This window comes from Baaleninema sp. (assembly GCF_049974805.1).
Lineage (GTDB): Bacteria > Cyanobacteriota > Cyanobacteriia > Cyanobacteriales > Geitlerinemataceae > Baaleninema.
The window spans coordinates 30,467-44,560 of record NZ_JBNGCO010000029.1 but is presented as its reverse complement, the minus strand read 5'-3'; the positions used below and the strand labels follow the sequence as shown (position 1 = coordinate 44,560).

Annotated in this window: 9 protein-coding genes; 3 read left to right on the top strand and 6 right to left on the bottom strand. The window is 53.4% G+C overall.

Annotated features, from left to right (window positions below; translation table 11 throughout):
- Nucleotides 1-384: 384 nt before the first annotated feature.
- The 3 genes from ACP5D4_RS08090 to ACP5D4_RS08080 form a co-directional block, all read right to left on the bottom strand.
- Nucleotides 385-1,785 (bottom strand): (Fe-S)-binding protein, encoded by a 1,401-nt coding sequence (locus ACP5D4_RS08090; RefSeq protein WP_428011121.1) that lies wholly within the window; start codon nucleotides 1,783-1,785, stop codon nucleotides 385-387.
- A 131-nt stretch (nucleotides 1,786-1,916) separates the two neighbouring features.
- A complete protein-coding gene (locus ACP5D4_RS08085) occupies nucleotides 1,917-2,426 on the bottom strand; it encodes a hypothetical protein (RefSeq protein WP_428011120.1) in 510 nt (169 codons plus the stop codon).
- 51 nt (nucleotides 2,427-2,477) lie between these two features.
- Nucleotides 2,478-3,824, bottom strand: a complete 1,347-nt coding sequence (locus ACP5D4_RS08080; protein WP_428011119.1) for an FAD-binding oxidoreductase — start codon at nucleotides 3,822-3,824, stop codon at nucleotides 2,478-2,480.
- A gap of 6 nt (nucleotides 3,825-3,830) precedes the next feature.
- Here ACP5D4_RS08080 and hppD point away from each other — a divergent pair, with 6 nt between their 5' ends.
- Together hppD and ACP5D4_RS08070 are read left to right on the top strand one after the other, a co-directional pair.
- Nucleotides 3,831-4,883: a 4-hydroxyphenylpyruvate dioxygenase gene (hppD, locus tag ACP5D4_RS08075; RefSeq protein ID WP_428011118.1), complete on the top strand. Its 1,053-nt coding sequence runs from the start codon at nucleotides 3,831-3,833 to the stop codon at nucleotides 4,881-4,883.
- Nucleotides 4,884-4,976: 93 nt separating this feature from the next.
- Nucleotides 4,977-6,989 carry a potassium channel family protein gene (locus ACP5D4_RS08070; protein ID WP_428011117.1) on the top strand — a complete coding sequence of 671 codons (2,013 nt, stop codon included), beginning with the start codon at nucleotides 4,977-4,979 and terminating at the stop codon, nucleotides 6,987-6,989.
- Nucleotides 6,990-7,121: 132 nt separating this feature from the next.
- On the opposite strand, the gene ACP5D4_RS08065 is transcribed toward ACP5D4_RS08070, so the two are convergent.
- Entirely contained in the window at nucleotides 7,122-7,598 is a 477-nt protein-coding gene (locus tag ACP5D4_RS08065) for an Hsp20/alpha crystallin family protein (protein ID WP_428011116.1), read from the bottom strand.
- Nucleotides 7,599-7,998: 400 nt separating this feature from the next.
- The gene (locus tag ACP5D4_RS08060; protein WP_428011115.1) at nucleotides 7,999-9,570 is read right to left on the bottom strand and encodes a lysostaphin resistance A-like protein; all 1,572 of its coding nucleotides are present in this window, start codon (nucleotides 9,568-9,570) and stop codon (nucleotides 7,999-8,001) included.
- A 241-nt stretch (nucleotides 9,571-9,811) separates the two neighbouring features.
- On the opposite strand from ACP5D4_RS08060, the gene ACP5D4_RS08055 reads away from it, so the two are divergent.
- Nucleotides 9,812-12,025, top strand: a complete 2,214-nt coding sequence (locus tag ACP5D4_RS08055; RefSeq protein WP_428011114.1) for a phosphoketolase — start codon at nucleotides 9,812-9,814, stop codon at nucleotides 12,023-12,025.
- Between the two features lie 193 nt (nucleotides 12,026-12,218).
- On the opposite strand, the gene thrS is transcribed toward ACP5D4_RS08055, so the two are convergent.
- Nucleotides 12,219-14,051, bottom strand: a complete 1,833-nt coding sequence (gene thrS / locus ACP5D4_RS08050) for a threonine--tRNA ligase (protein ID WP_428011113.1) — start codon at nucleotides 14,049-14,051, stop codon at nucleotides 12,219-12,221.
- Between the last annotated feature and the right edge of the window lie 43 nt (nucleotides 14,052-14,094).

The window sequence follows — 14,094 nt, the reverse complement described above, 5'->3', positions numbered from 1 at the left end:
GTTGAGGCGCTCTGCGCCCCGTGTTTGACGACTCGACGCCGAGCGTCCGAAAGGTAGGAACGATGGAAACTTACGGACTATCAGTAGCATAATTTTAGAAAAATGGTATAAAACTATGAGTTTGGCGTAGGTTAGTTATCGTTGTCTTATCGTTCCTACGCTCGGCGTGGGAACGGGAGTTGAGGCGCTCTGCGCCCCGTGTTTGACGACTCGACGCCGAGCGTCCGAAAGGTAGGAACGATGGAAACTTACGGACTATCAGTAGCATAATTTTAGAAAAATGGTATAAAACTATGAGTTTGGCGTAGGAACGATGGATTCTCCCCAATCTCTGGTTCAAAAGGAGGTTGGGGAGACATGAGAATTCGCCTATCAACGAATACTTTAAACCGTCAACTTTTCACCGCGAATCGACAAATCCAGAAGTTCGATTGGGTGGCGTAACGGCATCTCGCGACCCTGTAGATTCAAATGTTTCTTAATCTGCAACGAACACCCCGGATTGGCTGAGGAAATTAACGACGCTCCCGTATTAACCAAATTCTCAACCTTTTGCTGTCCTAAATCGTCAGCCACTTCCGGTTGCAACATATTATAAACCCCCGCACTGCCACAACATAACGCCGCGTCTAACGGTTCTCGTAACGTGATGTTGGGGATTTGACGCAAGAGTTCTCGCGGTTGAGAGCTAATTTTTTGACCGTGGATTAAATGACAGGCATCTTGATAGACGATCGCCAGTTCTTCGTCCGTAATCGGATGCAATTTTGCCGTCAATTCCACGGCGGACAAAAACTCATTGATGTCCTTCACTTTCTCAGTAAAAGCTTCCGCTTTTTCCCGATAGTCCGGATCGTCTTTCAAAATGTGACCGTACTCTTTTAATGTATGACCGCAACCTGCCGCATTAATAATGACGAAATCGACATCCGTTCCCTCAAAACTGTCGATGTTTTGACGGGCGAGTTCTTGGGCTTGGGCTTCTTGTCCCTGGTGGGCGGGTAACGCTCCACAACAGCCCTGGGATTTGGGAATGACAATTTCACAACCGTTGGCGGTGAGAACGCGGGCGGTGGCTTCGTTGACGGGGTTGAAAAAGAGTTGTTGGACGCAACCGAGAAGCATTCCGACGCGATAGCGTTTTTCGCCTTGGGCGGGGATGATGTCGGGAAAGTTGGGTTTGAAGGCGTCGGGGGTGATTTGCGGGAGAATCGATTCCATCGCCCCGAGTCGCGGAAGCCAGCGGTTGAGTAATCCGGTCGATCGCACAAGGTTCTGCAATCCCGATTTTTGATACGCCATTAGGGGATACAGTAGCGGACGCAGGCGATCGGGGTAGGGAAACAGGTTGAAAATGAGGCTGCGAATGAGGCGATCGCCGATCGATCGCGGAACGTTGCGTTCGACTTGCGGGCGAGTGGCGGCGATGAGTTTGTCGTATTGAACGCCGGAAGGACAGGTGGTGACGCAAGCCAGACACCCCAAGCAAGAATCGAAATGTTGGACGGTGGCGGGTTCGAGTTCGGCTTCGCCGTTGTGAATGGCGTCCATCAGGTAAATTCGCCCTCGGGGGGAGTCCATTTCTTTTCCGATGACGCGGTAACTCGGACAAGTCGCCAGACAAAAGCCGCAGTGAACGCAGGTGTCGATGAGTTCGGGTTTGGGGGGATTTTGGGCGTCGAATCCGTCTTTGGGGAGTTCGCCGAGGTGGGGGTTCTGTTGGAGGAAGTTACTGTCTTTGGCGGGGATGCGGTTGGTTTCGGTGGGGTTGGGTTGAGTCTGCATAGCTGCGGTGAGGATGCGATCGACTGGTTTTTAAGGGAATGTCTGAAATGGGGTTTTGATGCTACAGGGAGGCTAAGCCTCCCGATAGCATTCCCAGCGAGAGGCTGGGAATCTGGTGAGAAAGGCGCGAGTTACGAGCTTTTCTCGGGGGAAGTCGGGGTTTCTGAAGCTGTTTCTGAGGCTGTCTCTGAAGCTGTTTCTGAAGCTGTTTCGGGGGTGTCAGCTTCGGTACTTTCGGAACTGGTGACGGTGACGGTTTCGTTGGCGGGAAGGGGTTCGATCGCCTGAATCGGTTTGGGATCGTTTTCGATTCCTAACTGTTCTTTAGCCCGATCGATGGCGAAGGCGGTTCCCGAGGAACTCGCCGACAGCAGGGCTTTTCCGGCTTCGTTAAACAGATTTTCGTGGTCGCGGCGTTCTTGGTTTTGATACCAAACTTTGGCGTTTCGCCCGATTTGGGTGGCGTAATCCCATCCCCAGACGAAGATGAGGAACACTAAGCAAAACATCATCCACAGCAACAAGGCGGTTTCTTTGATGATGTTCCAGGTGAGTTTGAAGGCTTGGGAGTAGGTTTCGCCGGTGTTCGGGGAAAAAACGAGTTCTCCAACTGTGGCGAATTGGGTTTTGAGTTTGTTCATAGGTTAAAGCTCCATGCAATATCGATCGACAGTAATATTTAAACGATAAACCTAAACGATAAACCGTTTCGGACTGAGTAAATTCTGAGCGTCGAACTTGGCTTTGATTTGCTGCATGGCGGTTTGGGCGTTTCCGACGTAGCCCCAAACGTCGAGTTGGCGTTTGAGGGATTGGGGGGCTTCGAGAATCGTCAGGAAGCCGCTGTTGTGTTGAAGGTGGTTTCGTAGGTTCAGGAGGTTAGATGTCGTCGCCAGGGGGGTGGGAACGCGAACTCGCCCTAAGCCACATCCGGCGTGAACCACTGCGATCGCATCTCCGCTAAAGGCTTCCTCGAGGTATTTCAAAGCGGCGACGGCGGCGGTGGGGCGTATTCCTATTTTCCCGAGAACGCGGGTTTGAGGATCGTCGGCTTCGATGAGGATTCGCGATCGATCCCATAAGTCGGTTTCTGATTGGGCTTCAGTGTCGTCGCGGTAGCTTGTCGCCGTCAACCCCAGTTTTTCCCCGAGTTGTCGAAGGCGATCGATCTGCTGGTTGACGCTTTCGGCGACGCTTTGGAAGCGAACCAACAGCCCGAAACCGCTTCCCAATTCCAGAGATTTGACGGTTCCCGGCGACAGAAGATCGATCGCCGTGGGAACCAGCGACGAAGCGAGAACCGTTTGAGTCACGCTGGCGATCGCCTCGGCGTCGCCGCAGAGGGCGAGGGTTTCAGAGGCTTCGGGAATGGGATACAGGCGAAAGGTGAGTTGGGTGGCGATCGCCAAGGTTCCGTAAGAACCCGTCAGGAGTTTCATCAAATCGTACCCGGCGACGTTTTTCACCACTCGCCCCCCAGCTTTAACGATTTCCCCATCCGATCGAACGAAGGAAATCCCGATGAGTCGATCGCGAACGCTGTTGTAACGCTGTCGCCAACTTCCCATATCTCCCGTGGCGACAATTCCCCCAATGGTGGCGTCGTCGGGATAACTCGGATCGAGGGCGAGAAATTGTCGAGATTGCGCCAAAATTGAATTGAGATGGCGTAATGTCGCTCCGGCTTCGACGGTGAGAGTGAGATCGCCAACAGCGTGTTCGACGATGCGATCGAGCCGTTTCGTACTCACCACCACCTCGACATCTTCGACGACGCCGCCCCAGTGCAGTTTACTCCCGTTCCCCATCGGTAACATCCGCCAACCCTGGCGATGACACGCCGCCACGACGCGGGATAAGGCGTCGGGGGTTTCGGGATAAACGATACAAGCGGGGGGAGTTCCCGCGATCGCCTGTTGGAGACGCTGACGAGACGGTTCGTCGAGGGTTTCCCAAGTGCAAACGCTGTCTTTGTCGAGGAGTCGTTCGAGTTCCGGTGTAATTTCGCCCATTCCCTGCCGATTCTGTCGAGTTGTCATAAAAACATGGTACAGATCGACCACGTTCACTTCTACGTTGAAGACGCCAAATCTGTTGGCGAGGATTTCGTCAAACGCCTGGGATTTCAGGCGGTGGGGGAACAGACAACCGACGACACCCACATGGAAATTTTGCAAACGGGGGGATTGCGGTTTTTACTGTCGTCGCCGCTGAAGGAAACCAGTTCCATCGCTGCGTATTTGCGGCGACATCCTCCCGGTGTGGCGGATGTGGCGTTTCGAGTTCGGGATTTAGACGAGATTCTCGATCGCCTGGTGCGATCGCCTCGCCCACTTTCCCCATTTCCCATTCTCCCATCTCCCCTCGTTCGCCAGGGGGAACGTTGCAACCAAATCGCCGCCTGGGGTTCCTTGCGTCATACGTTAATCGAAGGCTACTGCGAAGTTGAAACTTCCGAATCGGGGACGTTTGAGGCGATCGATCATCTGGTTCTCAACGTGGAATCTCGAGAGTTCGCCGCCGCTGCGAATTGGTATTGTGAGGTATTCGGCTTCGTTCCGCAACAGCAATTTTCCATCGCCACGGATCGATCGTCTTTGCATTCTCAAGTTTTGGTACATCCGGAAACCGGGGTTCAGTTTCCCATCAACAAACCGACTTCGGAAAATTCCCAAATTCAAGAGTTTTTAGATTTCAATGGTGGGGCGGGACTTCAACATATTGCCTTGAAAACCTCCGATATTTTAACGACGGTTCCTCGAATGCGTCGAGCGGGGGTGGATTTTTTAGAGGTTCCCGAAACCTATTTCGATCGCCTCTCTCAAAAACCGGGATTTAATTTGAACGGTTCTGAATTTCAGATTCTCCGAGAACAAGAAATCCTGGTAGACTGGAAACCATCTCGTTACCCGGCGTTTTTACTTCAAACTTTTACAAAGCCTGTTTTTAAAAAACCGACATTTTTCTTTGAGGTTATTGAAAGAAGAACGGGAATTTATGATAATATTGAAATAGAAGCCACAGGGTTTGGAGAGGGAAATTTCAAGGCTTTATTTGAGGCGATCGAGCGCCAACAAATCCAGCGAAATTCCGTTTAAAAAACAGCGGGATAGATTGATGGATCGAAAAAGGTGCGTGACGCCGGAATCAAATGTTTTAAAATTCAAATAAATCGAACAAATCAAACCGCGATGTCTGCCGACGAACTCCCCGAACTCGACCTTTTCCTCGTCTGTGGCTTAGGAAGCTTGGGACAACAATGTGTCTTAGCCCTCAAAGACTTCGGCGTTCGCGTCATCGGCATCGAACTCACCCCACCGAGTTACTGGGACGTTCCCAACCTGCCCGAATTGCTCGACGATCTCATTATCGGCGACTGTCGCCAAAACCGCGTGTTCGAGCAAGCCCAAATCCATCGCTGTCGCGCCGTTCTCCTCGTCACCAGCGACGAAGCCATCAACATCGAAACCGCCCTCGCCGTGCGTCGCCTCAACCCCCGCACTCGCCTCGTGGTGCGATCGGCGAAAGACACCCTCAACCAACTCCTGCAACGACAACTGGGTAACTTCACCGCCCTCGAACCCACCCAACTCCCCGTAACCGCCTTCGCCCTGGCTGCCCTTTCCGTCAAAACCCTGGGCTTTTTCAACCTCGACGGAACCTGGCTGCGGGTGGTTCGCCGCAAAATCGAACCGTCTCATCCCTGGGGCGGGCGCAATCTCCACGAACTCAACAGCCGCACGCAACGGATTTTAGCCCATTCGGGGGATGTCACCGACGCCGCCGAACCCTTCCACTGCTGGCATCCGGAAACCCGGATTTGTCCGTCTGACGTGGTGGTGTACGTCGAAACAACCGATCGCTGGACGTTTCGCCGCCCCAGAAACCGCAAGATCGATCGCAACCGCCTCCATTCTCCCTGGCGTCGTGTCTACCCGGAAGAACTCAAACGCCTTTGGGTCAAAATTTGGTCGAATCCCAGCGATCGCGCGTGGCGAGTGGCGATCGTCTGCGGCATCACCGTTTTCGCCTTGCTAGGCATCGGAACGGTACTGTTTCACCGCTACTATCCCGAAACCACCTGGATGTCGGCGTTTTACGCCACGGCGATCCTGTTGCTGGGGGGATATTCCGATTTGTTCGGCAACTTTACCCCCCTCCCCGTCGAGATTCCCCATTGGTTGCAATCCTTCGGACTTCTCCTCACCCTCGCGGGAACGGCGTTTGTGGGAGTTCTATACGCTCTGCTGACGCAAGCTTTACTGTCGGCGAGATTTCAATTTACTCAGCAACGCCCGCCCCTTCCCAAACGGGATTTCATCGTTATCGTGGGGTTGGGGCGCGTGGGGCAGCGGGTAGCGTCGTTGTTACAGTCGTTTCAACAGTCGATCGTGGGCGTGGCGTTTAACGCCGATCTCGATCGCAACATCCTCCCGCAAATTCCCCTGTTGCTGGGTTCCCCTCGGGAAGTGCTACCGCACGTCAACTTCGCCGACGCCCAAAGCCTGTTGGTGTTGACAGACGAGGAAATCACCAACACCGAAGTCGCTCTCATCGCCCGAGAAGCCAATCCTCAGCTTCGTTTAGCCATCCGTACCCAACACCAACGCCTCAGCGAAGACTTGGCGGAGTTGTTCCCCAAAGCGCAAATTATCTGTGCTTATTCCGTCGCCGCCGAAGCCTTTGCAGGGGCGGCGTTTGGCGAGAAAATCCTCAGTTTGTTGCGTCTCAACGATACGACGGTGTTGGTGACGGAGTACCAGGTGGAAGCGGGGGATACCCTCAACGGCTTGCTGTTAGCAGAAGTCGCCTACGGTTACGGGGTGGTTCCGCTGTTACACCAGCGATTCCCCGGTTCGTCGAAGTTGATGCCCCTCGACGACGTGGTGTTGGAAATCGGCGATCGCTTGGTGGTATTAGCCACCAGTGAAGGGTTGCGTCGCGTCGAATACGGCGATCGATCCCGGTTTTCGAGAAACATCTGGATTCGCGTTACGGGTGTCATGACGCCCGATAGTGCCTTTGAAGGAGCCAACGCCATTTCTCGCATCGCCGGATACCGTTTGAAAGAGGCGCGAGAACTGTTCGATCGCCTCCCGATAACGCTCCCCAAACCCCTTTACCAACATCAAGCGTGGCGTTTGCTCCGGGCATTGTATAAAGCTAGAGTAGACGCCCATGTGGTTAACCAGCTTAACCTTTAATTGAAGAATAATTGAGAAAATCTAACTCTCGCCGAAATTCCATCCTCGATCGCACCCAAAAAAACACCCGCCGGGTGCGGGTGTTTCCAAGTGAACTTCGATGCAGGTTAACCAGGCAGATAAACCCTATCCTTAACCTTCCGGCGTTTCGGCTTCAATTTGTTTCGGTTCCGGCGTTTCGTCGAACAAGTTCACCTTCACCACGCGATGAACCGCTTCCGGGGCTTTCGGCAACCATAACATCAAGATACCGTCGCGATATTCCGCTTTTACATCGTTATTGACGATGGGTTCGGGTAAATCGACACTGCGGCGGAATTTACCGATGGGAAATTCGCTGTAGAAACGATGTTTGTCGTCTTCCGGTTCCCGTTTGCGATATTCGCCTGCGATCGTAACTTTATCGCGAGTGACTTCAATATCGAGATCGTCGCGATCGATCGCCGGAACTAACGCCCGCAACAGAAACGCCTCGGGTTTTTCTTCCAGTTCCACGGCGATCGACCAATTGCGAGAATAGTTTTCGCCCGAAACTTCATTAAACACGCGATTGAGTTGACGTTCGATTCGATCGAGTTCTTCAAAGGGATTGACGGTGTAGAATCGCATAACTGCCTCCTCTGACTTTCGGCGGTTTTTCGCTCTCAGCGAACCGTTTCTTCGGACAGTTTTATTGTGCGATCGCACCGCCGAAAGTGAAAATGCAGACAACCGTACTTCCATAGGAAACTTGCCGAAATTCGGTTCGCCTCACCCCATTTTCGGTTCTCCGAAACCTTAACCTTCGCCAGGACAAATCCCACCAGCACGGGCGGCAATTTACGGCTGAATTTCCATCCGTTGCGCGTTGAAACCAGGGCTGGCGTCGGAGTCGATTTCGTCGTACAACAAGCCGTTGATACGGCGTCTCACCACGTCTTCGCAATTTTCCGCCCGGGTGAGAGACGCAAGGAGGAGGGGAATTCCGAGAGCGGTGAATCAGACCAGTTAGAAAAGTTACATAGGTCTATCACGAACCGCTTCCGAGGATGACCAAACTCAGTAACGTACCGCTATTCCACAACCCGTGCATTAACATCGCGGCTAACAGATTGCGAGAGCGAGTGTAAACGACCCCTAACACGATACCGAGAGTCGCCAACGGCAACACTTCCGATACGCTTAAATGAGCTAGAGCAAAGACGAGACTGCTGAGAACGATCGCCCCCCACACGGGGACGTATTTGGTCAAAGACGGCAGTAAAAATCCACGAAAAATCAACTCTTCAAAAACCGGGGCGAGAATCGAGGCGGTAAGAAAGAAACAGGCGATCGCCACCCAATCCCCACTTTCTAAGGCAATTTCCAAAATTGGGTTGCTACCGCCTTTTCCGTCCCAAATTTCTTGGTTGATTAACGACACCCCTAAGACCAACGGAACAGCCGCTAAATATCCGGCAAAACCCCAAGCCAGACCCTTCGGCAAGCTCAACCGAAACCACTCGGATTTCAAGGGAAAATAGGGTTTCACGGAATAATACAACACCGATAAGGCGGCGATGGCAGAAATGAAATAGCCTCCTAAAATCGAGGCGGCCTGGCCGCGACTCTCTAAATTGGCAGGATCGACATCGAACAAAGCGTAAATCAAAGGGAAGAGAAGACTTCCCATTAAAACTTGGCTGATAAAAAAGACGATGAAGAAGCCCACTACAACCACTTGCGCGATCGTGTCCCACTCCCATTCCACCGTCCAAACCACGCCTTTATTTCTCGACAAAAGCGATTCTTCCCCTTTCACGATTCGCTGTCCGACGAGGAACAGCAACAGTCCCGTTCCCAATAGCAATCCTAAACCCGAAATCGCGGTTAAAATTACCAATTTAACGAGGGTTTTTCGGGCGAATTTCTGTTCGGATTGTCTTAAAAGTCCCAGGTCGATGGGTTTCTCTTCCACCTGATAGAACTGTTCTAAAGCGCGATAGCGAAACCACCCATTTAACTGATTTTGCAACTGCGTTTCGGCCTGGGGAACCACTTGCGGCGGTTGACGCCACAATCCGGCTAAAACCAATGCTGTCGCTGCGTCGTTGGAAAGGAGGTCGGGGGTGGTTTTGTCTTCGGAAGTGGTGTTTCGCGCGATCGCTTTCGACCAAATGTCTAACGCCTCGCTGACGCGATCGCGACTGGCGAATAAAATACCGAGGCGAACCTCTAAGCGATCGCGCAAGGCTTGCTGTTTGTCGATGACCGATTGCAACTTCTGAACCCGAGATAAATTACTCGGCGATAAATTTTCCAGTTGCGATAACTGCAACTTCGTTTGCGTCTCGTTCAAACTCTCGCGCACCGTTTCGAGAGACTCGCGATATTGCGCGATCGCCGTTTCGTAAACGTCCTCGCCAATCAATCCTCCCGGTAACTCCTCCATCTCCCACTCATCCGGAGGCGTCCACTCTGCCGCCTGTAACGCGAGGTTAGTTTGCGCTAAATCCAGGCGACTTTGAATTTGCGGTTGTTGCCAACTTCCCAGCAACGCCAATCCCACCACAACGGCGGTAATGGCAGTCAGGATCGCTAAAACCAGTTGCTTGAAACTCATGGAAACGGTTCGTAAAAGACTTGTTCCATCATCGCATCATCGTCGAAAATTCGGCGCGACCCCCGTTAACCCTGACGGGTTTCACGCCAACCCCCGCAACCGACAAATGCAGAAACCCCGTCGCGATCGATCCCCCCCAACTCATCAGAGACTTTAACAACTTAAATGTTGCTCAAGTCCCCGTTAAATGTAAAATATCCCTTAAGATCGTCCAAATATAGAAGAGGATAATCATTTCGCTATGACCGCAGCGACCCCCGCCGCCCCTAGCACAATTCCTTCTTTTTGTCAAGGTATTCAATTTTTCGCCGAATCCCTTCCCGGATGGGACGAATACGGCAAAGAACCGGCCATCAAAGCCGGAGAAAAACTGATTTCCGCCACCCGCGACAAAGCCGCCGTCTATCAAACCCTGTTAGCGGCCGACGCCCTGCGCTATCTCACCTTACAAGTCACGTCTAGCAAAGCCTCCGGTCACCCCGGCGGATTTGCCAGCATTGCCGACACCATCGCCGCCTTAGTGATGTTGGGTCACAAAAACATCATCACCGAAGTCGGCCACCACGCCCCCGGATTTTACAGCAACGTCTTCCTCGATCGCTCCCTGGAAGACATGGGCATCGAAACCGTCCAACAACTGCGCGATCGCTTCCGCGAAACCGGGGGACTCCTGGGTCACCTCTCCGGACAAATCCCAGGACTCCTCAACCCCGCCGGCCCCCTCGGACAAGGACAACACTTCGCCATGGCCGGCGCCAAACTCAACCCCGGCGTCCTTTTCCCCGTGACCATTGGCGACGGCGGCATCGGCGAACCCTACGTCATGAGTAGCTTCGGTCACTTCAACACCGCCTATCCCGACGTGACCAACTTCCTGCCCATCCTCGTCTGGAACGGTTACAGCCAAGAACACCATAGTATGGTGTCCACCAAAACCAACGACGAGATGGTCGAATACTGGGCGGGGAACGGCTTCCACGAAATCATCCTCGTCGATGCCAAAGACTACGACGACTCCAACCAAACCAGCGATTACGTCGATAGCACCCTCTTCTCCCTCGAAGGGCGCATGGCGTTCACCCAAGCCGTTCTCGAAGCAGTAGACGAAGCGGCCAAATCTGCCCTCAACGGCACGCTGACGGTTCTGATTATCAAACAACTCAAAGGAGCGGGAGTTCACAAACGGGGCGCCCAATCCCACAACCTCTATCCCGGCGACACCGCCGAAAAAGACTACATCGCCAACGCCATGAAAGCCCGGGCGTTGACTCCCGAAGCGTGGCAACTGGTTCGCAACAACTACGAACGCGCCGCCGGCGGAACCGCCTCGAAAGTCGTTCTCACCGAATCCGAACGAGACTTACCGGATTTGGGCGAATTGCCCCTCACCGAGTTTCCCGTCGGGGGAGATAAAAAAGTTGCCACCACCGCTATGGGCGAACTGGTGGTTCACGTGGGTAAAAAAGACCCCCACTTCCTCGTCACCAACGCCGACGGAAACGCCGCTTCCGGCATCAACAACATCAACATCGGCTTGAACATCGTCCACCCCACCACGGACGAAACCTATCACCAGCAACCGCAGGGACAGGTTTACGAACCCCTCAGCGAAGACGCCTGTGCCGGACTCGCCGCAGGGTTGGCGTTGTTCGGTTCGCGGACGCTGTGGTGTTCTTACGAATCCTTTGCTATCAACGGTTTACCGATTTGGCAAACGGTGACGCAAGCGATGGCGGAATTGCGCCGCACCACGCCTTCGACGATTACGCTGTTTACGGCGGGAGCGTTGGAACAAGGGCGTAACGGTTGGACGCACCAACGGCCGGAAATTGAGAACTATTTCGCCGCCATGATGCGAAATGGCAACGTTTTCCCGCTGTTCCCCTGCGATGCCAACGGCATTCAGGTGTGTTACGACTGGGCGGTGACGACGAAGAATAAAGGGATTACGATTACGGCGAGTAAAACCCCGTTACCGGTGCGATCGACCCTGGAACAAACTCGCCAAGGTTTGGAAAAAGGCGCGTTTGTCTTGGACGAACAACCGGGAGAGAAAACCGTGGTGTTTGCGGTTCTCGGGGACATGATTTTACTTCCGGTATACGAAGCTGTAGAACAGTTGAAAGCTCAAGGGATTGGCAGCAAAATCGTTTCCGTGACGAGTCCCCGTCGTCTGTATCGTCCGTCTGATGTGGCGTGGGAGACTTGCGCGGAAGCCGATGGCGGTTTCCTCGACGATGCGGAGTTTGCGGAACTGTTTGGCGGCGATGCCTTGATTGCTGTGACAGGCGGTTCTAGCGCCATGTTGGAACCGGTGATGTTGCGGAGTAACGCGCCTCGCGATGTGGTGTCGTGGAAGCGTGGAGAAACGGCGTCGAGTGCGGCGGCGGTGATGAAGTTGAACGGCATCACGGCGGAGAATTTGGTGAAGCGATCGACCGAGTTGTTGGGTTAGGTTTCCCTAGGCGATCGCAATAAACCACGGGAAAACTTTCTCTAGGGATTTCCCGTCTCAGCTAGATCCTCGCGCTAGATCCCCGGCATCTCCAAGATGTCGGGGATCTCGACGAAGCTTAAAGGTAGAGCGCGAGTTCCTTATCGCGGGTTAAGCTAAAAACCGGGGTTTCAAGATTCTCTCGATTTCGGCTTTAAAAGTCGCCGCGAGATTCAATGGCGTCCGTCAATTTCTCGATAACCTCGTCAATCGGCATCGAACCCAATTCCCCAGACGCGCGAGTGCGGATGCTGAGGCTGTTGGCTTCCTGTTCCTTGGCACCGACGATCGCCATCACCGGAATTTTCGCTTTTTCGCCGTTGCGAATTAGCTTTCCGAGACGTTCCCCACTGGTATCGGCGGCGGCGCGAATTCCACTTTGCAACATTTTCGCCGCTACGTCTTTGGCGAAGGGTAAAAAATCATCGCTCACCGGAAGTAACCGCACCTGTTCCGGTGCCAGCCACAGGGGGAAATCTCCCGAATATTCTTCGATGAGAATGCCGATTAACCGTTCCAAGGAACCGAACGGGGCGCGGTGAATCATCACCGGACGTTGGCGAGAACCGTCTTCGGCGACGTATTCTAACTCGAAGCGTTCGGGGAGGTTGTAATCGACTTGTACCGTTCCTAGCTGCCACTCCCGTTCGAGGGCGTCTTGGAAAATAAAGTCGAGTTTGGGACCGTAGAACGCGGCTTCGCCGGGAGCCTCGAAATAACTCATGCCTTTGGTGTTCATGGCGTGGCGGATGGCGTCTTCGGCTTTGTCCCAGGCTTCATCGGAACCGATGTATTTGTCGGAGGAGCGATCGCGCGTACTCAATCGCGCCTTAAACTGATTCAGGCGCAAACTCTCGAACACCGACAAAATCAAATCGACGACGTTGAGAAACTCCGTTTCCAGTTGGTCGGGGGTGACGAACAGGTGCGAATCGTCTTGGGTGAAGCCGCGAACTCGCGTTAAACCCCCCAGTTCTCCCGACTGTTCGTATCGGTAAACCGTACCGAACTCCGCCAGACGTAACGGTAAATCCCGGTAAGAGCGCAGTTCGCTTTTATAAATCTGGACGTGGAAGGGGCAGTTCATGGGTTTGATGACGAATCCCTGTTCGGCGCGTAACGCCTCTTCGTCGTCCGCCATCAAGGGGAACATATCTTCTTTGTAGTTCTGCCAGTGTCCCGAGGTTTTGAACAAGTCCACTCGGGCGATGTGGGGGGTAACGACGCCGAAATAGCCCCGTTTTTGCTGTTCGTCTTTGAGGAAGTTTTCCAGGGTCGATCGCAGGATGGTGCCTTTCGGCGTCCACATGGGTAAACCGGGACCGACAGAATCGGAAAAGACGAACAACCCCAGTTCTTTGCCAACTTTGCGGTGATCCCGTTTGAGGGCTTCTTGTTTGCGGCGTTTGTATTCCTTGAGTTGTTCGGGGGTTTCCCAGGCCGTTCCGTAAATCCGTTGCAGTTGCGGGTTGTTGGCGTCGCCGCGCCAGTATGCACCGGCGATACTTTCGAGGTCGAAGGCTTTCGGGTGCAGGTCTCCGGTGGTTTCGACGTGAGGTCCGGCGCAGAGATCCCACCAGCGATCGCCTAGATGGTAAATGGTGATGGGATCTTCTTTGATATCTCCGAGAATTTCCAGTTTGTAGGGTTCTTTAATCTCGGTGATGCGTTTTTCGGCTTCTTCTCGCGTCACCACTTCCCGAATCACGGGCAGTTTTTGCTTGATGATTTTGACCATCTCTTTTTTGATGGCCTTGAGATCTTTTTCCGTAAACGGTTCCGGGCGATCGAAATCGTAGTAAAACCCGTATTCAGTCCACGGGCCGATGGTGACTTGGGTTTCGGGAAACAACCGCTGTACTGCCATCGCCATGACGTGAGAGGCGGTGTGACGGATGCGTTTGAGGGAGTCGGATTCGCTGGTACGGGGTAGGCGAATCGGTTGTTGTTCCACGGCTTCGGCTGATTGGGACGCTGAGGGTGACATGGGTAATTCGATCGAAAACGGAACTTTACGAGCTTAACGGATA

Coding starts and splice junctions, on each gene's coding strand:
- ACP5D4_RS08090 (WP_428011121.1), bottom strand. CDS start 1,785: ATGCAGACTCAACCCAACCCCACCGAAACCAACCGCATCCCCGCCAAA.
- ACP5D4_RS08085 (WP_428011120.1), bottom strand. CDS start 2,426: ATGAACAAACTCAAAACCCAATTCGCCACAGTTGGAGAACTCGTTTTT.
- ACP5D4_RS08080 (WP_428011119.1), bottom strand. CDS start 3,824: ATGACAACTCGACAGAATCGGCAGGGAATGGGCGAAATTACACCGGAA.
- hppD (WP_428011118.1), top strand. CDS start 3,831: ATGGTACAGATCGACCACGTTCACTTCTACGTTGAAGACGCCAAATCT.
- ACP5D4_RS08070 (WP_428011117.1), top strand. CDS start 4,977: ATGTCTGCCGACGAACTCCCCGAACTCGACCTTTTCCTCGTCTGTGGC.
- ACP5D4_RS08065 (WP_428011116.1), bottom strand. CDS start 7,598: ATGCGATTCTACACCGTCAATCCCTTTGAAGAACTCGATCGAATCGAA.
- ACP5D4_RS08060 (WP_428011115.1), bottom strand. CDS start 9,570: ATGAGTTTCAAGCAACTGGTTTTAGCGATCCTGACTGCCATTACCGCC.
- ACP5D4_RS08055 (WP_428011114.1), top strand. CDS start 9,812: ATGACCGCAGCGACCCCCGCCGCCCCTAGCACAATTCCTTCTTTTTGT.
- thrS (WP_428011113.1), bottom strand. CDS start 14,051: ATGTCACCCTCAGCGTCCCAATCAGCCGAAGCCGTGGAACAACAACCG.